The organism is Janthinobacterium sp. KBS0711 (genome assembly GCF_000988085.1).
Taxonomy (GTDB): domain Bacteria; phylum Pseudomonadota; class Gammaproteobacteria; order Burkholderiales; family Burkholderiaceae_D; genus Janthinobacterium; species Janthinobacterium lividum_E.
In genome coordinates, this window is the sequence record NZ_LBCO01000020.1 from 83,706 (window position 1) to 106,492 (window position 22,787).

General features: G+C 64.2%; 28 protein-coding genes. 15 read left to right on the plus strand and 13 right to left on the minus strand.

Features of this window, described 5'->3' with window-relative positions; translation table 11 throughout:
* Positions 1-46: 46 nt before the first annotated feature.
* Both VM94_RS27785 and VM94_RS11650 read right to left on the minus strand, forming a co-directional pair.
* Positions 47-484, minus strand: a complete 438-nt coding sequence (locus VM94_RS27785; protein WP_082127679.1) for a GFA family protein — start codon at positions 482-484, stop codon at positions 47-49.
* Between the two features lie 39 nt (positions 485-523).
* Positions 524-943: a hypothetical protein gene (locus VM94_RS11650; RefSeq protein ID WP_046683650.1), complete on the minus strand. Its 420-nt coding sequence runs from the start codon at positions 941-943 to the stop codon at positions 524-526.
* Between the two features lie 191 nt (positions 944-1,134).
* On the opposite strand from VM94_RS11650, the gene VM94_RS11655 reads away from it, so the two are divergent.
* From VM94_RS11655 to phaP, 6 genes are all read left to right on the plus strand, one after another.
* Positions 1,135-1,599 (plus strand): SRPBCC family protein, encoded by a 465-nt coding sequence (locus tag VM94_RS11655; protein ID WP_046683777.1) that lies wholly within the window; start codon positions 1,135-1,137, stop codon positions 1,597-1,599.
* 276 nt (positions 1,600-1,875) lie between these two features.
* Positions 1,876-2,646 carry a creatininase family protein gene (locus tag VM94_RS11660; protein WP_082127680.1) on the plus strand — a complete coding sequence of 257 codons (771 nt, stop codon included), beginning with the start codon at positions 1,876-1,878 and terminating at the stop codon, positions 2,644-2,646.
* A gap of 54 nt (positions 2,647-2,700) precedes the next feature.
* Positions 2,701-3,972, plus strand: a complete 1,272-nt coding sequence (locus tag VM94_RS11665) for a YVTN family beta-propeller repeat protein (RefSeq protein WP_046683651.1) — start codon at positions 2,701-2,703, stop codon at positions 3,970-3,972.
* 115 nt (positions 3,973-4,087) lie between these two features.
* Positions 4,088-4,459, plus strand: a complete 372-nt coding sequence (locus VM94_RS11670) for a VOC family protein (RefSeq protein WP_081368210.1) — start codon at positions 4,088-4,090, stop codon at positions 4,457-4,459.
* 27 nt (positions 4,460-4,486) lie between these two features.
* Positions 4,487-4,822, plus strand: a complete 336-nt coding sequence (locus VM94_RS11675) for a hypothetical protein (RefSeq protein ID WP_051991844.1) — start codon at positions 4,487-4,489, stop codon at positions 4,820-4,822.
* A gap of 274 nt (positions 4,823-5,096) precedes the next feature.
* Positions 5,097-5,732 (plus strand): TIGR01841 family phasin, encoded by a 636-nt coding sequence (gene phaP / locus VM94_RS11680; protein ID WP_034757122.1) that lies wholly within the window; start codon positions 5,097-5,099, stop codon positions 5,730-5,732.
* A gap of 106 nt (positions 5,733-5,838) precedes the next feature.
* On the opposite strand, the gene VM94_RS11685 is transcribed toward phaP, so the two are convergent.
* Positions 5,839-6,867, minus strand: coding sequence for an alpha/beta hydrolase (locus VM94_RS11685; RefSeq protein ID WP_235432898.1), 1,029 nt, complete (start codon positions 6,865-6,867; stop codon positions 5,839-5,841).
* A gap of 105 nt (positions 6,868-6,972) precedes the next feature.
* Positions 6,973-7,863, minus strand: coding sequence for a LysR family transcriptional regulator ArgP (locus VM94_RS11690; RefSeq protein ID WP_046683652.1), 891 nt, complete (start codon positions 7,861-7,863; stop codon positions 6,973-6,975).
* Positions 7,864-8,065: 202 nt separating this feature from the next.
* Here VM94_RS11690 and VM94_RS11695 point away from each other — a divergent pair, with 202 nt between their 5' ends.
* The 6 genes from VM94_RS11695 to VM94_RS11720 all read left to right on the plus strand — a co-directional run bounded on the left by VM94_RS11695 (position 8,066) and on the right by VM94_RS11720 (position 11,537).
* Positions 8,066-8,671, plus strand: a complete 606-nt coding sequence (locus tag VM94_RS11695) for a LysE/ArgO family amino acid transporter (RefSeq protein ID WP_034757131.1) — start codon at positions 8,066-8,068, stop codon at positions 8,669-8,671.
* A gap of 87 nt (positions 8,672-8,758) precedes the next feature.
* Positions 8,759-9,208 (plus strand): thioredoxin TrxC, encoded by a 450-nt coding sequence (trxC, locus tag VM94_RS11700; protein ID WP_046683653.1) that lies wholly within the window; start codon positions 8,759-8,761, stop codon positions 9,206-9,208.
* A 70-nt stretch (positions 9,209-9,278) separates the two neighbouring features.
* Positions 9,279-9,788 (plus strand): MarR family winged helix-turn-helix transcriptional regulator, encoded by a 510-nt coding sequence (locus VM94_RS11705; protein WP_200899218.1) that lies wholly within the window; start codon positions 9,279-9,281, stop codon positions 9,786-9,788.
* Positions 9,785-10,531, plus strand: a complete 747-nt coding sequence (locus tag VM94_RS11710) for a HEAT repeat domain-containing protein (RefSeq protein WP_046683655.1) — start codon at positions 9,785-9,787, stop codon at positions 10,529-10,531. The genes VM94_RS11705 and VM94_RS11710 overlap by 4 nt, the downstream gene beginning before the upstream one ends.
* Positions 10,532-10,548: 17 nt before the next feature.
* Positions 10,549-10,884: a DUF6616 family protein gene (locus tag VM94_RS11715; protein WP_046683656.1), complete on the plus strand. Its 336-nt coding sequence runs from the start codon at positions 10,549-10,551 to the stop codon at positions 10,882-10,884.
* 62 nt (positions 10,885-10,946) lie between these two features.
* Positions 10,947-11,537 carry a DUF1287 domain-containing protein gene (locus VM94_RS11720; RefSeq protein ID WP_200899216.1) on the plus strand — a complete coding sequence of 197 codons (591 nt, stop codon included), beginning with the start codon at positions 10,947-10,949 and terminating at the stop codon, positions 11,535-11,537.
* Here the strand turns inward: VM94_RS11720 and pdxR are convergent.
* Positions 11,506-12,978: a MocR-like pyridoxine biosynthesis transcription factor PdxR gene (pdxR, locus tag VM94_RS11725; protein ID WP_046683658.1), complete on the minus strand. Its 1,473-nt coding sequence runs from the start codon at positions 12,976-12,978 to the stop codon at positions 11,506-11,508. The genes VM94_RS11720 and pdxR overlap by 32 nt on opposite strands.
* 105 nt (positions 12,979-13,083) lie before the next feature.
* On the opposite strand from pdxR, the gene VM94_RS11730 reads away from it, so the two are divergent.
* Positions 13,084-13,524 carry a carboxymuconolactone decarboxylase family protein gene (locus VM94_RS11730; protein WP_046683659.1) on the plus strand — a complete coding sequence of 147 codons (441 nt, stop codon included), beginning with the start codon at positions 13,084-13,086 and terminating at the stop codon, positions 13,522-13,524.
* Positions 13,525-13,604: 80 nt separating this feature from the next.
* A complete protein-coding gene (locus tag VM94_RS11735) occupies positions 13,605-13,901 on the plus strand; it encodes a hypothetical protein (protein ID WP_046683660.1) in 297 nt (98 codons plus the stop codon).
* Positions 13,902-13,981: 80 nt separating this feature from the next.
* Here VM94_RS11735 and VM94_RS11740 read toward each other — a convergent pair whose 3' ends face one another.
* A complete protein-coding gene (locus VM94_RS11740) occupies positions 13,982-15,157 on the minus strand; it encodes a multidrug effflux MFS transporter (protein ID WP_046683661.1) in 1,176 nt (391 codons plus the stop codon).
* A 188-nt stretch (positions 15,158-15,345) separates the two neighbouring features.
* Between VM94_RS11740 and epsC the strand changes: the two genes are divergently transcribed.
* Positions 15,346-16,284, plus strand: coding sequence for a serine O-acetyltransferase EpsC (epsC, locus tag VM94_RS11745; RefSeq protein WP_046683662.1), 939 nt, complete (start codon positions 15,346-15,348; stop codon positions 16,282-16,284).
* A gap of 136 nt (positions 16,285-16,420) precedes the next feature.
* On the opposite strand, the gene VM94_RS27240 is transcribed toward epsC, so the two are convergent.
* The 7 genes from VM94_RS27240 to VM94_RS11780 all read right to left on the minus strand — a co-directional run bounded on the left by VM94_RS27240 (position 16,421) and on the right by VM94_RS11780 (position 22,787).
* A complete protein-coding gene (locus tag VM94_RS27240) occupies positions 16,421-16,900 on the minus strand; it encodes an META domain-containing protein (protein ID WP_052755725.1) in 480 nt (159 codons plus the stop codon).
* A gap of 92 nt (positions 16,901-16,992) precedes the next feature.
* The gene (gene bla, locus VM94_RS11755; protein ID WP_138828852.1) at positions 16,993-17,898 is read right to left on the minus strand and encodes a subclass B3 metallo-beta-lactamase; all 906 of its coding nucleotides are present in this window, start codon (positions 17,896-17,898) and stop codon (positions 16,993-16,995) included.
* A 64-nt stretch (positions 17,899-17,962) separates the two neighbouring features.
* Positions 17,963-18,721, minus strand: coding sequence for a hypothetical protein (locus VM94_RS11760; protein ID WP_052755727.1), 759 nt, complete (start codon positions 18,719-18,721; stop codon positions 17,963-17,965).
* Between the two features lie 75 nt (positions 18,722-18,796).
* Positions 18,797-19,531 carry an ABC transporter ATP-binding protein gene (locus VM94_RS11765; RefSeq protein WP_046683663.1) on the minus strand — a complete coding sequence of 245 codons (735 nt, stop codon included), beginning with the start codon at positions 19,529-19,531 and terminating at the stop codon, positions 18,797-18,799.
* 15 nt (positions 19,532-19,546) lie between these two features.
* Positions 19,547-20,371 (minus strand): ABC transporter permease, encoded by an 825-nt coding sequence (locus VM94_RS11770; RefSeq protein ID WP_082127681.1) that lies wholly within the window; start codon positions 20,369-20,371, stop codon positions 19,547-19,549.
* Between the two features lie 6 nt (positions 20,372-20,377).
* Positions 20,378-21,367: an aliphatic sulfonate ABC transporter substrate-binding protein gene (locus VM94_RS11775; RefSeq protein ID WP_046683665.1), complete on the minus strand. Its 990-nt coding sequence runs from the start codon at positions 21,365-21,367 to the stop codon at positions 20,378-20,380.
* 28 nt (positions 21,368-21,395) lie between these two features.
* On the minus strand, positions 21,396-22,787 hold the full coding sequence (locus VM94_RS11780; RefSeq protein WP_046683666.1) for an LLM class flavin-dependent oxidoreductase: 1,392 nt from the start codon (positions 22,785-22,787) through the stop codon (positions 21,396-21,398).

Consider the following 22,787-nt stretch of genomic DNA (forward strand, 5'->3'; position numbering starts at 1 on the left):
CGGGCCGTAGTGCTCGCGGTTAAATCTTTTGACCGCCCCGGTTCATTTAATGGGCGGTATTAGGAAAAAAGCGTAGGTATCCAGCGATGTCAGGTCCGCCTCCAGCAATTTTATCTTTTGGATGGAGTCGGCCTTCGTTGACTGCTACCTCTTCAAAGTCAAACGGACTGATTCCTTCCAGGCAGGCCACATTGATCCCGAATTGATCGGGTTTTGACCGGCGTTGGTGATGTGTGTATATCCCGCATTTTGAGCAGAAATAGTGCTTCGCTTGCATGGTGTGAAACTGATAGAGGGTGAGCAATTCCTCTCCAGAAGTGATCTCTATATCCTGAAGCGCCGCAGAAACCGCTATCGCACCGCGCATGCGGCAATAGGAGCAGTTGCAGCGCCGTGCTGTCTTGAGCCCGTCGCTAAGTCGAACTTGAAATCGTACAGATCCACAATGGCATGAACCTCGTAACTTCCCATCAGTGCTTTTCATTTTTTCCTTTCAATGACGGCTTCTGGCCGAACACGGCCTTTAATCAAAGACAATCCGCTGCCCCAGCTCGAATTGATTCTCATGGCAATAAAACAGGATAAGCGGCGTGTCCTTCGAATAGATCATCGCGTCGTCACGTGACGGCACAAAAATATCCGACCAGTTCTCGATCAGGAACACGCTGCTGCAGACGAAGCATGCGTCTTCGCCAAACACAACCACGACCTGCTGAATTCCCGGTACACGGGCGCGTAACCAGCTGCTTGCGATGGCCACGTCGTCTCCGAAGGCGAGCCGCTCGATTGAGTCAACGGTGTCAACGTTCAGGCCCAGATGCGTCTTCGAGTCATGAAGACCCACCAAATCATAGGCACGGCGAGCATCCTCGGCATCAAGCCAGACAATATCGGCCGAGTGATGTTTCAGCTCCTCAACCCGCCAATGTGTTTCGTTTATCATCTATCAACATCCAAGGTACCCAGGGCAGCGTTTCTAGGGTAGCATCGTGCTCAGGTGTGGTCACTTGCCTTGTCAAGCGCGCCTGCTCAATGGCATAGCGCTTGAGCCTGGCTATAAACAAGGCGCTCCTCATGGCCCGGCTAGTACAGCCGGAATGCAATTATATTGATAATAGTTGGGAGAACCCACTGATGCAAATCGAAGAAAGCATCCACATTGCCGTCCCGCCCACGGTCGTCGATCAAATTTGGAGCGAGGTTGACCGATGGCATCAGTGGGATCCGGACACAAAGCAAGCCCGGCTCAATGGGCCATTTGCGGTGGGAACACAGGGCAGGATAGTTCCCAGCAAGGGGATGGGCATTCCGATGCTCGTCACGGAGCGCTCCGCGGGCCGCTCGTTCACCGTCGAAGGCTACATCCCTTTGTTCCGCATCCATTTCGAGCACACGGTCGTTGCCGCAGATGGCGGATCGGAAGTCGTTCACCGCGTGTGGTTTACTGGAGCGCTTGCCTTTTTGTTCGGGCCAGGCGTTGCCAGGCAAGTCCGGGACGGGCTTCCCAGGACGATGCGCTCGCTCAAGGCCTATGCCGAGAAGCGCAACGAAACGCTCCATGATGGCGAGGCGGGCAGGGCTAACGCGACGACAGCCTGATGGATAGTTTCTCCTCGTCAATTCCTTGCAAACTGCCGCGTCAAATTAACGTGCCGTTCCCCTCATGATGGAATACAATTCTTGCGTGGCAGCCAGCTTGCCTGGCAATGCCGGGCACGGCGTCACGCTTTGACCTCGGAAAGATGTTTGCTTATGACTCTGCAGTTCCCCCTGCCGAATGTACCTCTTGCGCCTTGCGCGCCATCCAGTCGGTCCCAGCCACTCGGTTCCCTGTTTGCACTGACCCTGTTCTGCCTGATTCCAGCGGCGTCCGCCATGGCGGCTGCGCCCGCCAGCAGCAGCGTCATGCTGGAAGAACTGACGAGCACGGAGTTGCGCAGCCGTATCGACCACGGCGCCACGACCGTGCTCGTGCCGATAGGCGGCGTCGAGCAGAGCGGGCCGTATATCGCGCTGGGCAAGCACAATGTGCGCGCCGGGCTGCTGGCGCGGCAGATTGCGCAAAAGCTGGGCAATGCCATCGTCGCACCCGTCGTTTCCTATGTGCCGGAAGGCGCGATTGCTCCGCCGGCCGGCCACATGCGCTTTGCCGGCACCATTTCGATACCGCCCGCCGCCTTCGAAGCCGTGCTGGAAGGGGCGGCCGCCAGTCTGCGTCAGCATGGTTTTCGCGACATCATCTTCCTTGGCGACCATGGCGGCTATCAAAAGAACGAGCAGAACGTTGCCAGCAAGCTGAACCGCGCCTGGGGCAAGGCTGCCACCGCCAAGGATGCGCGCGCTTACGCCTTGCTCGACTACTATGACATCACGCAGACGACGTATATTGCCGAACTGCAAAAGCGTGGCCACAGCAGCGCCGAGATCGGGCTGCACGCGGGTTTGGCGGACGCGGCGCTGATGCTGGCGACGGACCCGTCGCTGGTGCGCAGCGAGGCCATGGCCCACGGGCCGAAGCCCGGTGTGGCGGACGGCGTGCGCGGCGACGCGACGCGCGCCACGGCGGAGCTGGGCCAGATCGGTATCAAGCTGCAGGTGGACACGTCGGTGGCCGCCATCAAGCAGCTGCTGCAACGTACCAAATAATTCCGCTGGAAGTGCTGAACTTCCGGCTTTTGCAACGAAATGACGCGAAATCACATGAAAAAATCTCAACGACGCACCATCGTCACCTTGTCCGCCCTGGCTGCCGCACTGGCAGGTCTGGGCGTGGCCAGCCAGGTCATCGGCGCCAGCACGCCGGCCCCGGCCGCCGTAGCGCCGGCCACCGCCTATTCTCCGCTGCCGGGCATGCCGCCGCTAGTGGACCCGAAAAACGTGTACGGCAGCATCGCCAACAGCAATATGAGCCCCGTCGTCAAGGATCACTTGCGCCGCGTCTACGTGCCCAATCTGCGTTCGAACGATGTGTACGTGATCGACCAGGAAAGCCTGAAAGTGGTCGACAAGTTCAAGGTCGGCAGCGGCCCGCAGCACGTCGTGCCGTCGTGGGACTTGCGCACCCTGTGGGTGGCGAACAATGCCGAGCGCACGGACAAGGGCAGCTTGACGCCGATCGACCCGTTGACGGGCAAGCCGGGCAAGGAAGTACCCGTCGATGACCCCTATAACATGTATTACACGCCGGACGGCAAGTCGGCCATCGTCGTGGCCGAAGCGCGTCACCGCCTCGATTTCCGCGATCCCAAGACCATGGTCGTGCAGTATTCGATCGACACGCCCCAGTGCGGCGGCATCAACCATGCCGATTTCTCGAACGACGGCCGCTACGCCATGTTCACCTGCGAATTCGACGGCACCATCGCCAAGATCGACCTGGTGGGCCGCAAGGTCGACGGCTACCTGAAATTGCAGATGCCGGCCAAGCGCTTTGCCGAGTCCGGCCCCGTGGGCGGCCCGGCGAATGAAATCTGCAGTGTCAAGAAGGGCATGCCGCAAGACATACGCATCTCGCCGGACGGCAAAAAATTCTTTATCGCCGACATGGACGCCGACGGCGTGCACATCGTCGATGGCGTCACCCTGAAGGAAATCGGCTTCATCCAGACGGGCGTGGGCGCGCACGGCCTGTACCCTAGCCGTGACGGCAAAAAATTGTACGTGGCCAACCGCGGCACGCACCGCATCCACGGCAAGCCGAAGGGCAAGGGCAGCGTCAGCGTTATCGATTTCGCCACGGAAAAAGTCGTGTCGAACTGGCCGATTCCCGGCGGCGGCAGCCCCGACATGGGCAATGTGAGCGCCGATGGCAAGTACCTGTGGCTGTCCGGCCGCTTCGACGACGTGGTCTACCGCATCGACACGGCCAGCGGCGACGTTGCCAAGGTGAAAGTGGGCCAGGAGCCGCACGGCCTGACCGTCTGGCCGCAGCCGGGCCGCTATTCGCTCGGTCATACGGGCAACCTGCGCTAGGCTGGCGCATGGCGCTTCCTGGAGTAACTGCGGCGGATATACAGTCGTGATTGCCTAAAAGGCAATATTGGCGCATACTGTATTTTCTATTCCACTACCTCCAGGGAGCGCCACCATGATTCTTGATCACATCGGTTTGAATGTCAGCGATGCACAGGCCAGCAAGGCCTTCTTTTCTGCTGCCCTGGCGCCCTTGGGCGTATCGGTGGTGATGGAAGAGCAGGGCTGGGTTGGCATGGGCAAGGATGGCAAGCCCGATTTCTGGTTCGGCGTGGGCGACAAGCCGCATGCGGGCATGCATCTCGCCTTCGCGGCGGACAACCGTGCCCAGGTGGACGCGTTCTACAAGGCCGCGCTGGAAGCGGGTGGCAAGGACAACGGCGCGCCAGGCATCCGCGCCCTGTATCACCCGAATTATTATGGCGCTTTCGTGCTGGGGCCCGATGGCCACAATGTCGAAGCCGTCTGCCACCGTCCCGAGTCTTGACGCCGGGCATTACCTGAAGAGAGCAGCATGAAGCACAGCGCCACCCTGTTTGCCGACGATGCCGGCCGCTATGCCTACGTCAAAGCGGGTTTTTCCTGGCCGGCCCTGTTCCTGGGCTCGTTCTGGGCCGTCGCCAAGCGCCGCTGGTGGTTGTTGCTGCTCATGCTGGCGATGGATGCCTGCCTGTGGTTTGGCAGTCATCTCGCCACCGGAATGCGCATCGGCCCGATGATGCTGCTGATGGCCGGCGCGGAACTCAGTTACCTGCTGGCGCGCGGCTGGTATGGCAACCGCTGGCTGGAAGCCTCGCTGCGCAGCCATGGTTACAAGCCCGTTGTGCCGGGCACGGGCGCCGTTGGCTGAGCCTGCCTGGCACAAATTTCCCCCTCTGTTACTGACGTTTGCCAAGGGCAGGCTGTCCAGTACAAACTTTCTGCGCTGCCTGGCGCACCTTTGATCCAGATCATCCCTCACCTGCGGTGCTCACGTAGCCTTGGGACTCGCGTTGCAAAGCATCTTCCCACCAACCGGATATGTTTTTTCGCGTTTCGTGGCGTAGCCCGGCCGTCTGCCTATCCGTTCGACAGCCGGTGGTGCCGCCATATGTCCACCCAACCGCTATTTAATGAGGAACTCCATGTATCCATATTCCCGTAGTGTTACCCCCGCCGCCAAAAACCACCTGGAAGCACAACTGGCTTTTTTCAATGGCCTGTCGAAGTCGCTGTTTCAATCGATGCAGCAGTTCAGTGACCTGAACATGCAGCTGGCGCAAGGCTTGCTGGAAGAAACCACGGTCACCAGCCAGAACCTGCTGACGGTCGAGCGCGCTGAAGATGCGTTTCAGGTGGCTGCCGCATCGGGCCAGCCAGCCGCCGAGCAATTGCGCAAGTACCAGCAACAGGTGTCGCGCCTGGCAGCCGATACGCAGGTCGAACTGGCCAATGTGGCAGAGCGTCATGTGAATGAAACGAGCCGTACCGCCAAGGCCCTGGCCGAAGAAGTGGCCCGCACCGCTTCGGAAGAAACGGAGAAAAACGTGCGCAAGCAGCAGGAAGCGATGCAGCGCATGGCCGAACCGTTCCAGGCTTATCAGCAAAACGGCGCCAACCGCGACCAGCAACGTGGCGCGCAAAGCCGTGACGGTCAAAGCCTGCAAAGTGCCAGCCACCAGGGCAGCCAGCAGTCGGCCGGCAGCGAAGGCTCGGCCAGCGGCAGCGCTTCGCAAGCGGGCTCTGCACAAAGCAAGAGCGGCGCCAGCCGCAAAGAGTAAGCACGAGGCTGCTTGCAGCTGAGCCGCATCGCGAGGGCCGAGCCTTGCTATGCGGCCAGACGGCACGCGGTATCGTGCGTATTGGTTCAGGCAGAACGCCCGCCCTTCACGGGGCGGGCGTTTTGTCGTAGGCGTGCGGCTCAGGCGCCGGCATGGCCGCGCCAGGTACGTGAGGCTGCAAGGCTATGCCTGCCGGCAAGGCTGTATCTGACAAGACCGCGGACAAGACTGCGGACGAGGCCGCGTCACCGCTCCCGGCCCCGCTGTTCGCATCGATGAAGGCGCTGACGGCATCCAGGGTGGGCGCCAGCCTGCGCAAGGGGCCGGCCAGCGTGGCGACCAGGGTGGCGTGGCCCACGTGGTCGAAATAGGTTTCCGTCACGGGCCGGTGCAGCGCCCGCAAGGCGCTGGCCAGGCCGCCCGTGTTGCGTTGCGGATTGACCAGCTTGTCCTTGCCGGGCAGCGGGGCGATCAGCAGGGCGGGCGGGGCGTCGGCCGTCACATGGTGGATGGGCTGCGAAGCGGCGGGCGTGTCCGGGTAAAAGAAGACGGGCCGGGTGGTGGTGTTTTCGATGGGCAGGAAATCATAGGGGCCGGCCAGGCCTATCCAGCCCCGCAAGTCGTGCGGGCGCATGCCGTGGCGCGCCAGCAGGCTGGCGTCGAGCGCCAGCATGGCCGCGTTGTAGGCACCGGCGCTATGGCCCATGACGAACAGGCGCGTCGGGTCGCCGCCATGGCGGCGCGATTCCATCGCGGCCCAGGCCACGGCGCGAGCCGCATCCTGCAAGATCTCGGGGTAGTGCACGTCCGGATACAACCGGTAATCGGCGATCACGGCCAGGTAGCCGCGCGCCGCGAGCGCGTGGCCGACGAAGGCATAGTCGGCGCGTTCGCCCGTCGTCCAGTTGCCGCCATAAAAGAACACCACGACGGGCACGGGTCCCGTGCGGGCCTTGGGGGCATACACATCGAGTTTCTGCCGTGGCAGGGGGCCGTAGGCCAGGCCCCGCGTCACTTGCGAGGCGCTGCCGGACGACAAGGCATTGATGGCGGTCAAGGGCGAGCAGGCTGCCAGGCCGGCAGCGAGCGGGATGGCCGCCAGCACGCCGAGCAGGGTGGTGCGCAGGATCGTCATGCAAGCTCCCGATGTTGGTGGATGATGCTTGCAGTGTAGGCCAGGCTGGGCAGGGCGCACACGGGAAAGTTGCTCTCTAGCATAGATAAATGTTGCATGCGTCAATCAATCCTGTAACAGCCATTTGCGCGCCGTGGCGATGACGGCGTCCGACAGCGTGCGCGTGAGGGGCGTCTGGATATCCCAGGCATGCCAGGTCAGGGGCACGTCGAGCGCTTGCCCGGCCGCCACGTCGATGAGCCGGCCGGCGGCCAGCGCTGTTTCCGCCTGCAGCAAAGGCACCATGCCATAAGCATAGCCCGCTTCGATGAAGCGTACGAAGTCGCGCGCAGAACCGAGCACATGGTGCGGATAGCGGCCCGTGTAGCCGAGCCGGTGCTGCAGGTAGCGCTCGTGCAGCGCATCCTTGCTGCCAAACGTGATGGCGGGCGCCTGGCTGACGGCTTCCACCGTAAAGCCATGGGGAAACCACTGCTGCGCGAACCCTGGTGAGGCCACGCACAGGTAGCGCATGCCGCCCAGCGGCGTGGCCGTGGTACCGGCCACCAGGTCGTTGGCGCTGGTGACGCAGGCAAACACGCGCCCTTCGCGCAGCTGGCTCAGAGTGTGGTCCTGGTCGTCGAGGCGGATATCAAGCAGGCAGGACGGCGGCAACAGCAGCGGCCCCAGCGCTTCCGGAATCCAGGTGGCGGCGCTGTCGGCGTTGACGGCGATGGCCAGCGCCGGCAATTGCGTGGTGGGGCCGGGCTGGGCGTCGAGCGCCGCTTCGAGCAGCTTGACTTGCCGGTAATGGGCGATCAGGCGCTGGCCCGCTTCCGTCGGCAGGGGCGGATGGCTGCGGATGATCAGCAGGGTGCCTTCCAGATTTTCCAGGGTGCGGATGCGCTGCGACACGGCCGGCTGGCTGATCGCCAGCGCCTGCGCGGCCTTTTCAAAGCTGCCCAGTCCGATCACGGCGTCGAGGGCGGCCAATCCACGGTAATCGACGACACGCATAAGTTTCTCTTATATATGGTTAGAATCATTCATTATACTTATATTTACTTTTTCTTTACACTGTTGAAATAGGGTAACAACTCCACTCTGCCGCGCGGTCCTCCTGGTTCCGCACCACCCTCCACCTACCTCTGATGACTTTGCCTTTGCCGGCAGAGCGTGGGCGGCCGTGCGCGTGATGGAAAGCAATAAAGGAATCGATATGGACAGCGCAATCTTCTTGAAAGGCATGGGGCTCGGCGCGAGCCTGATCGTGGCCATCGGCACGCAAAACGCCTTCTTGCTCAAACAGGGCTTGAAGCGCCACTACGTGCTCACCTGTATCCTGGTCTGCCTCGTGTGCGACGCGATGTTGATCACGGCCGGCGTGGCCGGCATGGGCACCTTCATCGCCGACAACCCGAATTTCCTGCTGTGGGCCAAGGCCGGCGGCGCCACGTTCCTGATCGCCTACGGCTTGCGCGCGGCCAAGTCCGCCTGGCGCCCAACGGCCCTGACGGTGTCGGCCGCCAAGTCGCCCGAAGGCTACTGGGCCGTGATCGGCGCGGCGCTGGCGTTCAGCCTGCTGAACCCGCACGCCTTCCTCGACACGGTCATCCTGCTCGGCTCGATCGGCGGCCAGCATGAAGGCGTGGGACGCTTCTACTTCGCCGGCGGCGCCATCATGGCATCAGCCCTGTGGTTCTTCCTGCTGGGCTTTGGCGCCCGCTACCTGGCGCCCGTGTTTGCCAAGCCCATGGCCTGGCGCGTGCTCGACGGCATCATTGCCCTCGTCATGTGGGCCATCGCCGCCTCGCTGTTCCTGTAAGCGGAAGAAGCGCCGCAGCCTGCCTGCGGCGCGCGGCAATTCCCCGTAGAATAGCCGTCAACTTGACGCTATGCTTTCAGGAATGCCATGACCACCACGCCAGACTCCCTGCACATCGTGTGCCCCCATTGCGACGCCGTCAACCGCTTGCCGGCTGCGCGGCTCGCAGAACAGCCTACGTGCGGCAAGTGCCAGAAGGATTTATTCACGGGCCAGCCCGTGGACCTGGCCAGCGCCCGTTTCCTCAAGCATATCGAACGCAGCGACATTCCCGTGCTGGTCGATTTCTGGGCGCCGTGGTGCGGCCCGTGCCGCAGCATGGCGCCATTCTATGTCCAGGCTACCAGGACCCTGGAGCCGGCGTTCCGCGTCGTCAAGGTGAATACGGAAGCGTCGCCAGACCTGGGCAGCCGTTTCAATATCCGCAGCATTCCCACTCTGGCCCTGTTTCGCAGGGGCGTGGAAGTGGCGCGCCAGCCGGGCGCCATCGATGCGAATGCCATCGTCGCGTGGGCGAGGGATAAAGCCCGTCTTTGAGCAGCAAGGAAAGCCTTCGCGGTTTTCCATTTGACATTTAATATGGTGCCATATTATATTGCGCCATATGATAAAACTCGAACAGAAATACACGGCATTGCTCGGTGACGTGCAGCGCCGCGCCAGCGGTCTCGACATGATGCAGTCCTTGGCGCGCTTGCACCTGTGTTTTGAAGTGCTGGGTCTGGCGTCCGCCATCGATGGCGATTGTGCCGCGCGCCTGGGCCGGCATGGCTTGTCGGAAGGCAAGTTTGTCTTGCTGTCCCTGTTGCGCGATGTGCAAGACGGACTTTCTCCGCACGCACTGGCCGAGCGGGCAGGCGTAACGCGCGGCACCATCACGGGCTTGCTCGACGGCATGGAACGCGACGGTTTCCTCGCGCGCCATCCTGACCAGTTTGATAGGCGCAAGCTGCTGGTGCGCCTGAGTCCCAAGGGAGAAATGGCCGCCGCGACCCTGGTCGACGAGCACGCGCAATGGATCGCCAGCCTGTTTGCCGATTTCACGCCGGCAGAAATGCAGTTGTTGAGCGCGCTGCTGGAAAAAGCCTGGCGCAAGACGGACCGGGGTGCCGCATGAGCCGCGGTATCGCCGACATCGCGCCCGCGCGCCTGGCCCTGCTGAACGGGGGCAATGTGCCCAGCGCCACCCTGACGGAAGGGCTGGCCATCGATTTCGCCCAGCTGCTGGCCGCGGCCGTGCCTGGTATTGCTACGTCCGGGCTGGAGTGGATGCGCGCGCAGGCGGCAGACGGCATCACCAAGCGCATGGCACTGGCGGCGCAATTGTTGCTGGACGCCAACGCCGACCTGGCTTTGCTGCAAGCCCACCCATCCGATACGGTACGCGGCTGGGTCTGCTTTGCCATCGCCGCCCAGGCTGGCTTGAGCTTGCCGCAACAGCTGGCCACCATGCGGCCGCTGGCCGACGATAAGCACTTTGGCGTGCGCGAATGGGCTTGGCTGGCGCTGCGTCCCCATCTGGCGGCGAATCTTGAAGAGGCCATCAGCTTGCTGTCGCCGTGGACGGCGGACCCGTCGGAGCGAGTGCGCCGCTTTGCCTGCGAAGCGCTGCGCCCGCGCGGCGTGTGGTGCGCGCATATTGCCCGCTTAAAAGAACAGCCGCAGCTGGCCTTGCCCGTGCTGCAGCCCTTGCGCGCCGACCCGGCCGTCTACGTGCAGGATTCCGTCGCCAACTGGCTTAACGATGCGGCCAAGAGCGAGCCGGACTGGGTGCGCAGCCTGTGTGCGCAATGGCTGCAGGAAACCCCTGCTGCCGCGACGCAGCGCATCTGCAAGCGCGCCCAGCGTTCGATTTCTTGATTTTTTGAAGGACAAACATGCATTATCTGTTGGAACTGTATAGCCCGAAACCGGCCTGGCTGGCCCTCGACGGCGCCGCGCGCCAGGCGTATTTCGACGGGGTGGGCGCCGGCATGGCGGCCTTGTCCGGCATGGGCGCCGAAGCGCTGGCCATGGGCGCCATCGATGGCGGCAAGCTGCACGCGGCTGCCCAGCAATTCTATGCCGTCTGGCGCTTCCCGGACGAGGCGGCATTGGACGCCTTGCTGGCCGGCATCGCCGCCACGGGCTGGCATGATTATTTCGACACCGTCAATGCGGCTGGCACGGCCGTGGATTTTCCTGGCCACCTGGCGCAGCTGGCCGCAGTTTAAGCGTACGGCGTTTTCCTTGCCGCTGCGGTAAAGTTGGCATTTCCACCCGATCACCGATGTTGATGCCAACCAAACTGCTCTCCACCCTGTTGCTTGCCCTGGCGCCCATGCTGGCCTCGGCAGTTCCCGCCACCCCGCAAGCCCTCGTCGTCGCCGCCCGCAAGCAGGTGGGCGTGACCGTGCAGTACGATCCGCGCTATGAGCGGCTCGCCTATCCGGGCGGCGACGTACCGATTGAGCGGGGCGTGTGCACGGACGTGGTCGTGCGCGCTTACCGCCAGCTGGGGCAGGATTTGCAGGTGCTCGTGCACGAAGACATGCGCAAGGCGTGGCAGGTGTACCAGCAGCAGGGACGCTGGCAGATGAAGGGGCCGGACCGCAATATCGACCACCGTCGCGTGCCGAACCTGGGCACCTACTTTACCCGCCACGGCACCAGCCTGCCGCCAAGCAAGGAGGCGAACGCTTACCGCGCGGGCGACATCGTGACGTGGCGACTGCCGGGCAACCTCACGCACATCGGCATCGTCAGCGACAAGCAGTCGTGGAGCGGCACGCCGCTCATCATCCACAACATCGGCGAGGGCGCGCGCGAGGAAAATATTCTGTTCAGCTATCCGATTACGGGACACTATCGCTGGCAGCCGCGCTGACGGATACGGGCGCTATTTCCTGCAGGATCGCCAGCACTTTGGCCAGCGCCGTGTCGATATCGAGCTTGTCGATGGCGCCATAGCCGAGGAACAGGCCTTCATGGCGGGCGGGGCCGTGGTAAAAGCTGGCCAGCGCATACAGACTGATGTCGGCCAGGCGCGCGCGGCGCTGCAATTCGGCGATATCGAGCGGCGCCTGGGCCAGTGCCGCCACGTGGAAGCCGGCGCTGGCCGGCACCAGGCGGAACCATGGCGCCAGCGGGCCGTTGAACCAGTGCAGCAGCCGCTCGCGCCGCCCCGCATAGATATCGTGGCAGCGGCGGATGTGGCGCAGCAAATGGCCGTCGCCGATGAACTTGGCCAGCGCATGCTGGCCCAGGCTGGCCGTATGGCAATCGCTCAGGTATTTCACCGTCTGCATGGCGGCCACGATGGCTTGCGGCAGCACCACATAGCCGAGCCGCAGTTCCGGCAACATGATCTTGGAAAAGCTGCCCACGTGCGCGACGATGCCGTAGCGGTCCATGCTTTGTAGCGCATCCTCGGGCCGGCCCTCGTAGCGGAACGCGCTGTCGTAATCGTCTTCGATGATGATGGCGCCCAGCTGTTGCGCCCGCTCCAGCAAGGCGTGACGGCGCGCCATGCTCATCGGCATACCGAGCGGGAATTGATGCGCGGGCGTGACATAGATCAGCCGCGTGCCGTCCGGGATTTGCCCGACGATCAGGCCATCCTCGTCCACTTCGATGCCCACCACGCGCGCGCCCTGGCTGGCGAACACGGCGCGCGCCACCGGGTAGCCGGGTTCTTCCACGGCAACTGTGTCGCCCGGTTCCAGTAGGGTTTGCGCCAGCAGGTGCAAGGCTTGCTGCGCGCCGCTGGTGACGAGCACCTGTTCCTCGGTGCAATGGATGCCGCGGCTGAAGGCGGCATGGCCGGCAATCGCCGCGCGCAAGGCGGGCAAGCCTTCCACGGGGCCATAACGGCCGCGCGCCTGTCCGCCCTGGCGCAGGGCGTGCAGCATGCAGGCGCGCCATTCATCCTGCGGGAAGTGCGCGGGCGTGGCGCGTCCGCCGATGAAGGCGTAGCGTGCCGGCGTTTCCTGGCTGGCGCGGCGCAAAGGCGTGGGCGTCGCTTCCCAGCGGGCGATGCGCTGCGCGCTGGCCAGCGGCGTGCTGGCGTGGCGCCGCTGCGGCGAGGCGTGCGGCGTTTGCACGAAGCTGCCCACGCCCACTTTGCCGACCAGCAGCTTTTCATAACCGAGCTTGTCATACACGTCGGACACCGTCTTGCGCGACAGGCCCAGCTGGCTGGCCAGCAGGCGCGAGGGCGGCAATTGCTGGCCGTCCGTCAGCCGGCCCGAGCGGATGGCTTCGCTGAGCTGGCGGTACAGCTGGCCGCCCAGGTCGCGCGTGCCGTCGATCAGGATATGTAATTCCATGGTGTGTCTGCTGGTGGTCTGCTGTTTTTCGGGGAGATTGGCCTGCCGCACGCTCTTCTTGCGCTTCTACAATGATGTATCTCTACTTTATCAAGGAATGCCATCATGACACAGCAACGACTCGACTTTGTGCAAGCTTCGCCCGATGCCATCAAGGCCATGTATGCGCTGGAAGCGGCGATCGCCAAGCTGGGCGTGGAACACTCGCTGCTCGAGCTGATCCGCCTGCGCGCCTCGCAAATCAATGGCTGCGCCTTTTGCGTGGACATGCACACGAGCGACGCGCGCAAGGCGGGTGAAACGGAACGCCGCCTGTATGCCGTGTCCGTCTGGCGCGAAACCCCGTTCTTCACGCCGCGCGAGCGGGCCGTGCTGGCCTGGACGGAAGCGCTGACCCTGCTGCCGCAGAACCATGCGTCCGACGCAGACTACGCGGCGCTGGCGGAACAATTGACGCCGGCGGAAATGGTCAACGTGACCCTGGCCATCGGCTCCATCAATACCTGGAACCGCCTGGCCGTGGGCTTTCGCAAGATGCCTGAATAAATCCTGTGTTCGTTCGCGAACAGACGGCTGGCTGCCCCCTGCGTAGGCTGAACGGATGATTGATCAGCCAGGGAGCAGCCATGCAAATACCTATCGGGGAAGGCGCCGACAAGACGCCGGAGCAGCACGAAGAAGCGCGCCGCGAATTCATCGCTGAACTGTGGCGGCGCTACGAAGCCTTGCAGGAATGGGCCGTCAGCCACTGGCCCGACCAGCAGCACCCCCTCAGTTCCGCAGACTTCGTCGAGGCGCGCAAGGAGATACTGGGCTTGCGTTCGCCGGTGGGGTCGTTGAACCAGCCGTCGCAAAAGGATGAAGTTGAGCCGGAGCAGGGCGGGGCGCAGTATGTGGACGTCACCCCTGCACCATGGCCGTAGGTCGGATTAGCGCTTGCGCGTAATCCGACGTCACCCGTCAACAATGTTGTCGGATTACGGCCCTCCGGGCCTAATCCGACCTACGCGTTGCTCTTCCCTTGAGCAAACACCCAGCAAACCAAACTCACCAGCAACCCCGCCATCACGCCATATGCCAGGTTCAAGGCGCTGTCGAACAGCAGCGGCGCCACCAGGCCCGAGACGAGGGCGAACAGCAGCATCTGGATGAACGATTGCATCGACGACGCCAGTCCGCTGTTGTTGGGGAAGTGGTTCAGCGCCATCAGGGTCATCGGCGGCATGGCGATCGACAGGGCGAACGAGTAGAAGAACAGCGGCAGCACGGCCCACGGCACTTCGGCGGCAAAGACATAGTTGTAGCCGATGTTGGCGGCGGCGGCCACCAGCATCAATATGAAACCGGCCCAGATCATCTGGCGCTGGCTGTAGCGGTGGGCGATTTTCGCCGACAGGGCCGAACCGAACACCATGCCGCTGATCAGGGGAATGAACAGCCAGGCAAACGCTGTTTCCGGCAGATGCAGGATATTGATGATGAAGTAGGCGGCCGAACCGATGTACAGGGCGAAGCCGCCAAAGGCGGCGCCGATGGCTGTCGACAGCAGCAGGAACTGGCGGTGGCACAGCACTTTCCAGTAATTGATGGCGATGTCGCCAAGGTGGAAGGCGTGGCGCTGTTCCTTCGGCAAGCTTTCCGGCAGCGCGCGCCAGACGACGACGAACATCAGCACGCCGAACGCCGTGAGGAACCAGAAGATCCAGCGCCATCCCAGGCCCACCTGCAGCCAGCCGCCCAGCACGGGCGCGATGGCCGGCGCCAGCGCGAACACCATCATGATGTGCGAGAGGATTTTCTGCGCGGCGGCGCCCGAATAGCGGTCTTGCACGATGGCGCGGCCAATGACGGAACCGGCGCCCGCCGACAGTCCCTGCAGCACGCGCCAGGCCAGCAGCCAGCCCAGCGACGGCGCCAGCGCGGCGCCCACGGAGGCGATCACATACAGCACCAGCGAGACGAGAATCACGGGACGGCGGCCGAACGAGTCGGACAGGGTGCCGTAAAACAGCATCATGAAAGCGAACGTGAACAGGAAAAAGCTCAGGGTTTGCTGCACCAGCAGGGGGCTGGCATTGAAATCTTGCACGATGGCGGGGAACGACGGCAGATAGGTGTCAATTGCAAGCGGTCCGACCATCGCCAGGCCCGCCAAAATCCATGTTAATAATTTAGTCATGTTGAAGAGTGTTTTTGTTAGTCCGTCATTTTACGCTAGTGGCAACAATCGGGTTTGGCGCCGGCTTTGTTTACCACCCATATGCGTTTTTCGTATATGCAATCTTGGAATTCTTCGTTTGATTCGCGGCGCCTGGCCGCTAAGCTGGGGCGACCCGGCTTGTTTGCCGTTTTCTGGAAGCGATACCCATGCACAGCATTTATCCCGCGGCGCCCGCCGACGACACGGCCCAGTGGAACCTGGGGCCCGTGATCCAGGCCTTGCGCAGCTCGCGCGAAGACAAGCACAAGATCCGCCATAACGGCAGGGTGCGCGAACTGCCGTCGCGCGAAGCGCTCACCACCATCGTCAACGGCCTGTCGGCGGCCCTGTTCCCCACGCATTACGGGCGGCCCAACCTGACGGACGAAAGCATCGACTACTTTGTCGGCGACACGCTCAATACCACATTAAACCGCCTCAGCGAACAAGTGCGGCGCGGTTTGCTGTTCTCGGTTCCGGCCGGCGATGAGGGCGATGGCGCCAATGACGACGCGGCCCTGGCGCAGCAGGCGCGCGACATCACGCGCGCGTTTGCCGCCAGCCTGCCCGATATCCGCGCCTTGCTCGTATCGGACGTGCAGGCCGCCTACGCGGGCGACCCTGCCGCCACCTCGGTGGCCGAGATCATGCTGTGCTATCCGGGCACCATCGCCATTTTGTACCACCGCCTGGCGCACCAGCTGCACGCGCTCGGTGCGCCATTCCTTGCGCGCCTGATCGCCGACATCGCGCATACCCTGACGGGCATCGACATCCACCCGGGCGCGCACATCGGCGCCTCCTTCTTCATCGACCACGGCACGGGCGTCGTGATCGGCGAGACGGCCATCATCGGCCAGCGGGTGCGCCTGTACCAGGCAGTCACCCTGGGCGCGAAGCGCTTCCCGGCGGATGCTTCCGGTGCGCTGATCAAGGGCACGCCGCGCCACCCCATCGTCGAGGACGACGTGGTCATTTACGCGGGCGCGACCGTGCTGGGGCGCATCACCATCGGCGCGGGATCGACTATCGGGGGGAATGTGTGGCTGACGCAGAGCGTGCCGGCTAACAGCAATGTATCGCAGGCGCAGATGCGTAACGATTGAAGAGTGGCCGAGAAAACGTCCATGGCGGCGTTGCAGCGCCTTGGCGTACTAGCGTACTGCCTGCGGCGCCGCGCCTTGCCCTGAACGTTTTTCGATCACTCTTCATGCCAGGAGATAGTCCTGGCCTTGTAGTTACTTACTTCACCGTCAGCACTTCATACCGCGCCACTGGCACGCCATCCTTCAGCAGCAGCAATTCCTGGTCGGCGTAGCGGTAGCCATTGACTTCGCCCAGGGTGCTCAAGAGCAGGCGCTCGAGGTCCATGTCCTGCGGCTGGCACATCATCATGGTGCCGGCCATCTGTCCAAAGTTCAAGGTGCTGATGCCATCGCTGGTGTAGCCGCCCATCATCTGGTTGCAGCCGCTGTTGCCGCTGGCGCGGCCATCAGCCAGCTGCAGGGTCACTTCGCGCTGCTCGGGCGCCTTGCGCACCACTTGCTTGCCCTTCAATTCCTTCAGCTTCCACTGCGTGCCCGTCAGCTTCGGCGCCGGCTTGGCGGGCGAGGTGGCGCCAGGCGCGGCGGCGGCAGCATCGCTGCGCACGGGCGTTTGCGCGCAGCCGGCCGTGATGGCGACGATGGCGGCGAGGGGAATCAGTCTGGCGAGTGTGAACATGGTATTTCCTGGTTAAGGTGATAAATGATAGCCGCCAGCGTAGCAGATCGGCGCCGCGCCAGCGTGCACGGTTGACAAGCTCGCTGGCAAGTTCACTGCTGTTTTTCCTGTTCCAGGCGGGACTCGAGCACGGTGCGCGCCGCCGCCACATAGGCGCGGCAAGCCTGCGGGTCGACAAACGCCTCGCTGCCGGCCGTGGTGCTCGCTTCCAGCCTTTCCCACAATTGGGACGCTTCCGGGTGGGCCGAGATCAGCACGTCGCACGGCAGTTTTTCCAGTGTCTCGAAGCTGTGGCGCAAGTCCGCCACCGCGTTCGGATACTCGCTGCTGGCGCTGAACTTGAAGCCGGGACGCGAGACGGCGTTGAGACTGTCCGCGTAGACCATGTTCAGGCAACGGGGGCCGTCGCACGATTGCCACGTCCAGCTCAGGCCTCCGGGCGTGTGGCCCGGCGTGGCGTGCGCCGTCACGTTGACGGAGCCGACATTGAACTGGCCGCCGTCGCGCGCCAGGCGCATGTCCTTGACGGGCGGGTATGTGGGCAGCGCGTGGTATTGCGGATCGTCCGGGCCCACTTCGCCCGACGCCAGGTCCAGCGCGGCCGACGGGCTGGCCGCCACCAGCGCATCGCTGCGCCGCTGCAGTTCGGCCAGGCCGCCCGCATGGTCGATATGGCCGTGCGAATTGAGGATCAGTTTCACGTCCTCGATGCGAAAACCCAGGGCGGCGATATTGGCGATGATCTTGGGCGCCGATTCCGGCAAGCCGCCGTCGACCAGCACGTGGCCCTGCGGCGACGTCACCAGCACGGAGCTGAGGCCCTTCACGCCCACATAATAGGTATTGCCGAAGATGCGGAACGGCGCCTGGTCCGCGTTCCAGGTGGCGCAGACGTCGCAGCCCGGCGTCGGCGGCGTGACTGGCGCCTGCGCCCATGCCAGCGAACCATGGCCAGCCAGCAGCACCAGTGCCAGCGCGCGTGTAAATGTGAGGGGCATTGCGATCCTTATCCGTGTTGCCAAGGTGGCGTATGCTGACATGGAACGGGGCTGGACGCAAACGTCACAACGATGCGGGCCGCGCATCGCCAGTGTCCTTGTACACCAGTTCGATCAGGGTATCGTCCGCATAGCGGGTATCGCCCACGGGCGCCAGGAAGGACGTGCCGCCATTTTTTACCTGCAGCGCGACGTGGCGCTCCCCATCGAGCAGGGTGGCGCTGGCGATGGCCGGATCGCTGTGCGTGCCCATCTTGAGCGCGTCGGCGGAACACCAGTCGGTGGTGCGCAGCTTGGTGGCGACCAGGGTGCGTATCAAGAAGGGCGTCTCTTTCTTTGCAATGGCGACCATCACCTGGCATTGCAGGCGCAAGTCGCCCAGGCGGCGCATGCCGGGCGGCACACCGTCGCTGCGGACGCTGGCCTGCCAGCGGAACTGGCCTTGCTTCCTGTTGGTGACCAGGTCCGCATCTTCGCTGTCGGCTTGCGCGCTGCGGGGCAGCACAAAACTGCCATCGGCCGACAGGGGCACGGTGATCGTGGTGTCGTTGCCGGCGATGCGCAAGGTCACGTCCTGCATGGCGTCCGCAGGAGCGTCGGGTCCGGGAATCAGCTGGAAGCGCACTTCGCGCGCCTTGGGCGCCAGTGCATGGTACTCGTCAAAGGCATCGAGGCCCGCCGCCATCACGCGGTAGGATTTCAATTCCGGATTGCGAATGCTGTTGACGTGGATGGACTGGCCGGTGTCGGCCGGCGCATCGGCGTGCGCCGCGCTGTGGCCGAGGGCCAGGATGGCGAGGACGGTAAGTAAGGAAAGGTGCACGTAGCCGCCTGTTTGTTTTTGACATGGCAAGCTAACATGAATGACAAGGCTTGTCACTGGGGCGGCGAGCCAGCCTCAGATCGCGTGCGCGACGTGCAGTTCGCCCAGGATGGTCTCCTTCAATGCGGCGTGCGCCACCGGCGTGCGCAGGCGGGGACGGGGCGCGGCCACGTCGTAATGGGCGCGCGGCGGTCCGGCGCGCGTATCGAGCATGACGATGCGGTCGCTCAGGTACAGCGCTTCGTCGATATCGTGCGTCACCAGCAGCACGCTCAAGCCATGGCGCGCGGCGACGGCGGCCAGCAAGTCCTGCAGCTTCATGCGCGTAAAAGCGTCGACGGCGGAAAACGGTTCGTCCAGCAGCAGGATGCGGGGCTGGCCAAACAGGCCGCGGGCAATCGCCGCGCGCTGCGCCTGGCCGCCCGACAGCTGCTTGGGCAGGCTGTGCGCGTGGCCTTGCAAGCCCACTTCCTCCAGCAGTTGCGCGACCCTGGGATCGTCTGCGCCGCCGGCACCGAGGCCGAAGGCAATGTTTTGCGCCACCGTCAGCCAGGGAAACAAACGCGGTTCCTGGAAGATCAGGCCGATATCCGCGTGCACGCCCGCCAGCAGCTGGCCGCCCAGGCGCAATGTGCCGCGAAAGTCCGTATCGAGCCCCGCCACGATGGACAGCAGGCTGCTCTTGCCGCAGCCGCTGGCGCCGATCAGGCTGACGATCTCGCCCTGGCGCAGCTGCAATTGGAGGTTATGCAGCACGCGCCGCGCGCCATAGGATTTGTCATGGATGGCAATGTCAAGCAGGGCAGTCATGCGTGGAGGCTTTCGTCAGGTGGTGGCATAGCTGTCGCGCCAGGCGAGCAAACGGGTTTCCAGGCGTTGCATCAGGCTGTCGCTGGCCTTGCCCAGCACGGCCAGCAGCACGATGGCGGCCAGCACGATGTCGGCGCGGCTCGTTTCGCGCCCGTCGCTGAGCAGATAGCCGAGGCCCTGGCTGGCGGCGATCAGTTCTGCCGCCACCATGAACATCCAGGCCAGGCTCAAACCATTGCGCAGGCCTGTGAAGATGGCGGGCAGGGCGGCCGGCAGCAGCACGCGCCGCGCCAGCGCGGGACGGCTCAAACGGTACATGCGCGCCGCGTCGATCAGCTTGCGGTCCACGTCGCGGATGCCCGACGCCACGCCCATGTAGACGGGGAAGAAGGCGCCGATGCCGATCAGTACCAGCTTGGGCGCTTCATCGATGCCCAGCCACAGCAGCAGCAAGGGCACCCAGGCCAGAGAGGGAATCGCGCGCAGGGCCTGGAACGTGGGGTCGAGCAGCGCCTCCAGCGTGCGGTTCAAGCCCACGGCCGCGCCGAGCACGATGGCCAGCAGCGCGCCGCCCGCAAAGCCGATGGCCACGCGTGTGGTACTGGCCAGCACGTGGCCGGCCAGGCCCTGGCGTGCCAGGTCGGCGATGGTGGTGGCGATGTCGCTGGGCGCCGGCAGCAGGTTGGCGGGGATGGCGCCCGCGCGCACGCCCAGTTCCGCCGCCAGCAGCGCCAGGGTGGGCAGCAGCAGGCCAAGCGCCACGCGCGGCAAGGGAGGAGGCTTGCGCCGGACGCCGGTCTCGTTGGCCTGTACCGGTGCGGCGAGCGTGTCTCTGGCCATGACCGCTTACGCTTTGCCGATGAAGGGGGCGGCGAAGCGCGTGTCGACGAGGTCCGCGATGGCGCGGTTCAAGTCGGCGCCCGGCTTGACCAGTGCTTCATCGACGAGGATGGGCGCGGCCACCAGCAGGGCCTTCACATGTTCGTTCGACGGCTGCGGATTGCTGAAGTCACTGCGCAGCTTCACCTGCAGCAGCGCCACCGGCAGGCTGACCTTGGCTTCCTCCGACAGGATCTTCGCCGCCTCGGCCGGATAGGTGCGTATCCAGGCGCGCGCCCGTTCGTAGGCCTGTATCACCTTGCCCACTTCGGCGGGGCGGCTGGCAAGGAATTCCTCGCGCACGTTCAGGAAACCGTAGGTGTTGAACGCTACGTTGCGGTAGATCAGACGCGACCCCGCTTCCAGTTCGCTGGCGGCCATGTGCGGGTCGAGGCCGGCCCAGGCATCGACCTTGCCCTGCTCCAGCGCCGCGCGGCCGTCGGCATGCTGCAGGCTCACGTGTTCGATATCGCCGCGTTTCAGTCCCGCCGTCTTCAATGTGCGCAGCAGGAACAGATACGGGTCGGTGCCCTTGGTGGCGGCCACCTTCTTGCCCTTCAAGTCGGCGATGCTGCGGATGGGGCTATCCTTGCGCACCACCAGCGCCGTCCATTCGGGACGCGAAAAAATATACGGCGCGCGGATAGGATTGCCGTTGGCGCGCGCCAGCAGGGCGGCCAGACCGGCGCTCGAACCGATGTCGATGCTGTTGGCGTTCAGGTATTCGAGCGCGCGGTTGCTGCCCGCGCTGAGGACCCACTTGATGCTGGTGCCGTCCGGCTTGAACGCTTCTTCCAGCCAGCCGAAGCGGCGCAGCACCAGGCTGGCGGGCGAATAATAGGCGTAATCGAGGCGCAGCTCCTTCAGCGGCGCTTGCGCGGCGGCGCGGGTGAGGCCGGGCAAGGCGGCGAGGGCGGCGCCGCTGGCGGCCAGTTGCAAGATGGTTCTGCGTTTCATGGTGTCCTTGAATGGGGAATCGGATATGTCAGGCCGCTGCCAGGGCGTCGGCGGCGGGTGCGATGCTGACCAGGCGTCCCGCGTGATCGGCAGGCAGGCGCGGGCCCTGGCCGAAGACCTTGTGCCGCAAGCTGCCTTCCTCGTAATGGGTGCGGTAGCGGCCGCGCCGTTGCAGTTCCGGCACGATGTGGGCCACCACATCGGCCATGCTGTCGTGCGCGACGGCGAAGGCGAGGTTGAAACCGTCGATGCCCGTTTCATCGAGCCAGCTTTCCAGCTGGTCGGCCACCTGGCGCGCATCGCCCACCAGCACGGGGCCGCGCCCGCCCAGGCCGATGTATTCGGCCGCTTCGCGTACCGTCCACGTGCGATCCGGGTCGGCCTGGCTGAACGAGGCCAGCGCCGAGCGGCCGGCCGGGGAATCGATGTAGTCGATGGTGGCGTCGAGCGGGTAGCGGCTGAAATCGACGCCCGTCCATCCCGATAGCAGCACGAGGGCCGCCTCGATATTCACGTGGCGCAGGTAGTCGGCGTGCTTGGCGCGCGCTTCTTCCTCGGTGGCGCCCGTGATGACGAGCGCCTGCGCGTAGATCAGCAGCGCGTCGCCATCGCGCCCGCTTTGCCGCACGGCGGCGCGCAAGTCGTCCGCATAGCGTTTCACCACCGTCTTGCTGGGACCACTGACAAAGGTCGCTTCCGCGTGGCGCGCCGCGAAGCGCGTGCCGCGCGGCGAGGTGCCCGCCTGGTACAGCAGCGGCGTGCGCTGCGGCGACGGCTCGCACAAATGGATGCCGGGCACCTGGTAGTGGCGCCCGGCATGGTTGATCGGATGGACTCTGGCCGGATCGGCGTAGATGCCGCGCGCCTTGTCGTTGACGACGGCGTCGTCATCCCAGCTTTTTTCCCACAGCTTGTAGACGACGTCGAGGTATTCGTCGGCCAGGTCGTAGCGCTCGTCGTGGCCCAGCTGCTGTTGCAGGCCCAGGTTGCGCGCCGCGCTATCGAGGTAGCCGGTGACGATATTCCAGCCGATGCGCCCACCCGTCAGGTGATCGAGCGTGGAAATGCGCCGCGCGAACGTATACGGGTGTTCGTAGGTGAGGGCGCAGGTGACGCCGAAACCCAGGTGCGTGGTCGCCTGCGCCATGATGGGCACGAGCGCCAGCGGATCGTTCAGCGGCACTTGCACGCCGTGTTCCAGGGCCGCATCGAGGCTGCCCCGGTACACGTCGTACACGCCCAGCACGTCGGCCAGGAACACCGCGTCGAACAGGCCCGCTTCCAGCAGCTGCGCCAGTTCCGTCCAGTGTGCGGGATCCGTGTAGCGGTGGCTGCGGTCGCGCGCATGCGTCCACAGCCCCGGCGACTGGTGGCCGACGCTATTCATCTGGAAGGCGTTGAAGCGTATCGTCTTTGCCAT

What these genes read in the sequence shown, in the direction of transcription:
- VM94_RS27785 (WP_082127679.1), bottom strand. Translation starts at nt 484, where the DNA reads ATGAAAAGCACTGATGGGAAGTTACGAGGTTCATGCCATTGTGGATCT.
- VM94_RS11650 (WP_046683650.1), bottom strand. Translation starts at nt 943, where the DNA reads ATGATAAACGAAACACATTGGCGGGTTGAGGAGCTGAAACATCACTCG.
- VM94_RS11655 (WP_046683777.1), top strand. Translation starts at nt 1,135, where the DNA reads ATGCAAATCGAAGAAAGCATCCACATTGCCGTCCCGCCCACGGTCGTC.
- VM94_RS11660 (WP_082127680.1), top strand. Translation starts at nt 1,876, where the DNA reads ATGGCGGCTGCGCCCGCCAGCAGCAGCGTCATGCTGGAAGAACTGACG.
- VM94_RS11665 (WP_046683651.1), top strand. Translation starts at nt 2,701, where the DNA reads ATGAAAAAATCTCAACGACGCACCATCGTCACCTTGTCCGCCCTGGCT.
- VM94_RS11670 (WP_081368210.1), top strand. Translation starts at nt 4,088, where the DNA reads ATGATTCTTGATCACATCGGTTTGAATGTCAGCGATGCACAGGCCAGC.
- VM94_RS11675 (WP_051991844.1), top strand. Translation starts at nt 4,487, where the DNA reads ATGAAGCACAGCGCCACCCTGTTTGCCGACGATGCCGGCCGCTATGCC.
- phaP (WP_034757122.1), top strand. Translation starts at nt 5,097, where the DNA reads ATGTATCCATATTCCCGTAGTGTTACCCCCGCCGCCAAAAACCACCTG.
- VM94_RS11685 (WP_235432898.1), bottom strand. Translation starts at nt 6,867, where the DNA reads ATGACGATCCTGCGCACCACCCTGCTCGGCGTGCTGGCGGCCATCCCG.
- VM94_RS11690 (WP_046683652.1), bottom strand. Translation starts at nt 7,863, where the DNA reads ATGCGTGTCGTCGATTACCGTGGATTGGCCGCCCTCGACGCCGTGATC.
- VM94_RS11695 (WP_034757131.1), top strand. Translation starts at nt 8,066, where the DNA reads ATGGACAGCGCAATCTTCTTGAAAGGCATGGGGCTCGGCGCGAGCCTG.
- trxC (WP_046683653.1), top strand. Translation starts at nt 8,759, where the DNA reads ATGACCACCACGCCAGACTCCCTGCACATCGTGTGCCCCCATTGCGAC.
- VM94_RS11710 (WP_046683655.1), top strand. Translation starts at nt 9,785, where the DNA reads ATGAGCCGCGGTATCGCCGACATCGCGCCCGCGCGCCTGGCCCTGCTG.
- VM94_RS11715 (WP_046683656.1), top strand. Translation starts at nt 10,549, where the DNA reads ATGCATTATCTGTTGGAACTGTATAGCCCGAAACCGGCCTGGCTGGCC.
- VM94_RS11720 (WP_200899216.1), top strand. Translation starts at nt 10,947, where the DNA reads ATGCCAACCAAACTGCTCTCCACCCTGTTGCTTGCCCTGGCGCCCATG.
- pdxR (WP_046683658.1), bottom strand. Translation starts at nt 12,978, where the DNA reads ATGGAATTACATATCCTGATCGACGGCACGCGCGACCTGGGCGGCCAG.
- VM94_RS11730 (WP_046683659.1), top strand. Translation starts at nt 13,084, where the DNA reads ATGACACAGCAACGACTCGACTTTGTGCAAGCTTCGCCCGATGCCATC.
- VM94_RS11735 (WP_046683660.1), top strand. Translation starts at nt 13,605, where the DNA reads ATGCAAATACCTATCGGGGAAGGCGCCGACAAGACGCCGGAGCAGCAC.
- VM94_RS11740 (WP_046683661.1), bottom strand. Translation starts at nt 15,157, where the DNA reads ATGACTAAATTATTAACATGGATTTTGGCGGGCCTGGCGATGGTCGGA.
- epsC (WP_046683662.1), top strand. Translation starts at nt 15,346, where the DNA reads ATGCACAGCATTTATCCCGCGGCGCCCGCCGACGACACGGCCCAGTGG.
- VM94_RS27240 (WP_052755725.1), bottom strand. Translation starts at nt 16,900, where the DNA reads ATGTTCACACTCGCCAGACTGATTCCCCTCGCCGCCATCGTCGCCATC.
- bla (WP_138828852.1), bottom strand. Translation starts at nt 17,898, where the DNA reads ATGCCCCTCACATTTACACGCGCGCTGGCACTGGTGCTGCTGGCTGGC.
- VM94_RS11765 (WP_046683663.1), bottom strand. Translation starts at nt 19,531, where the DNA reads ATGACTGCCCTGCTTGACATTGCCATCCATGACAAATCCTATGGCGCG.
- VM94_RS11770 (WP_082127681.1), bottom strand. Translation starts at nt 20,371, where the DNA reads ATGGCCAGAGACACGCTCGCCGCACCGGTACAGGCCAACGAGACCGGC.
- VM94_RS11775 (WP_046683665.1), bottom strand. Translation starts at nt 21,367, where the DNA reads ATGAAACGCAGAACCATCTTGCAACTGGCCGCCAGCGGCGCCGCCCTC.
- VM94_RS11780 (WP_046683666.1), bottom strand. Translation starts at nt 22,787, where the DNA reads ATGGCAAAGACGATACGCTTCAACGCCTTCCAGATGAATAGCGTCGGC.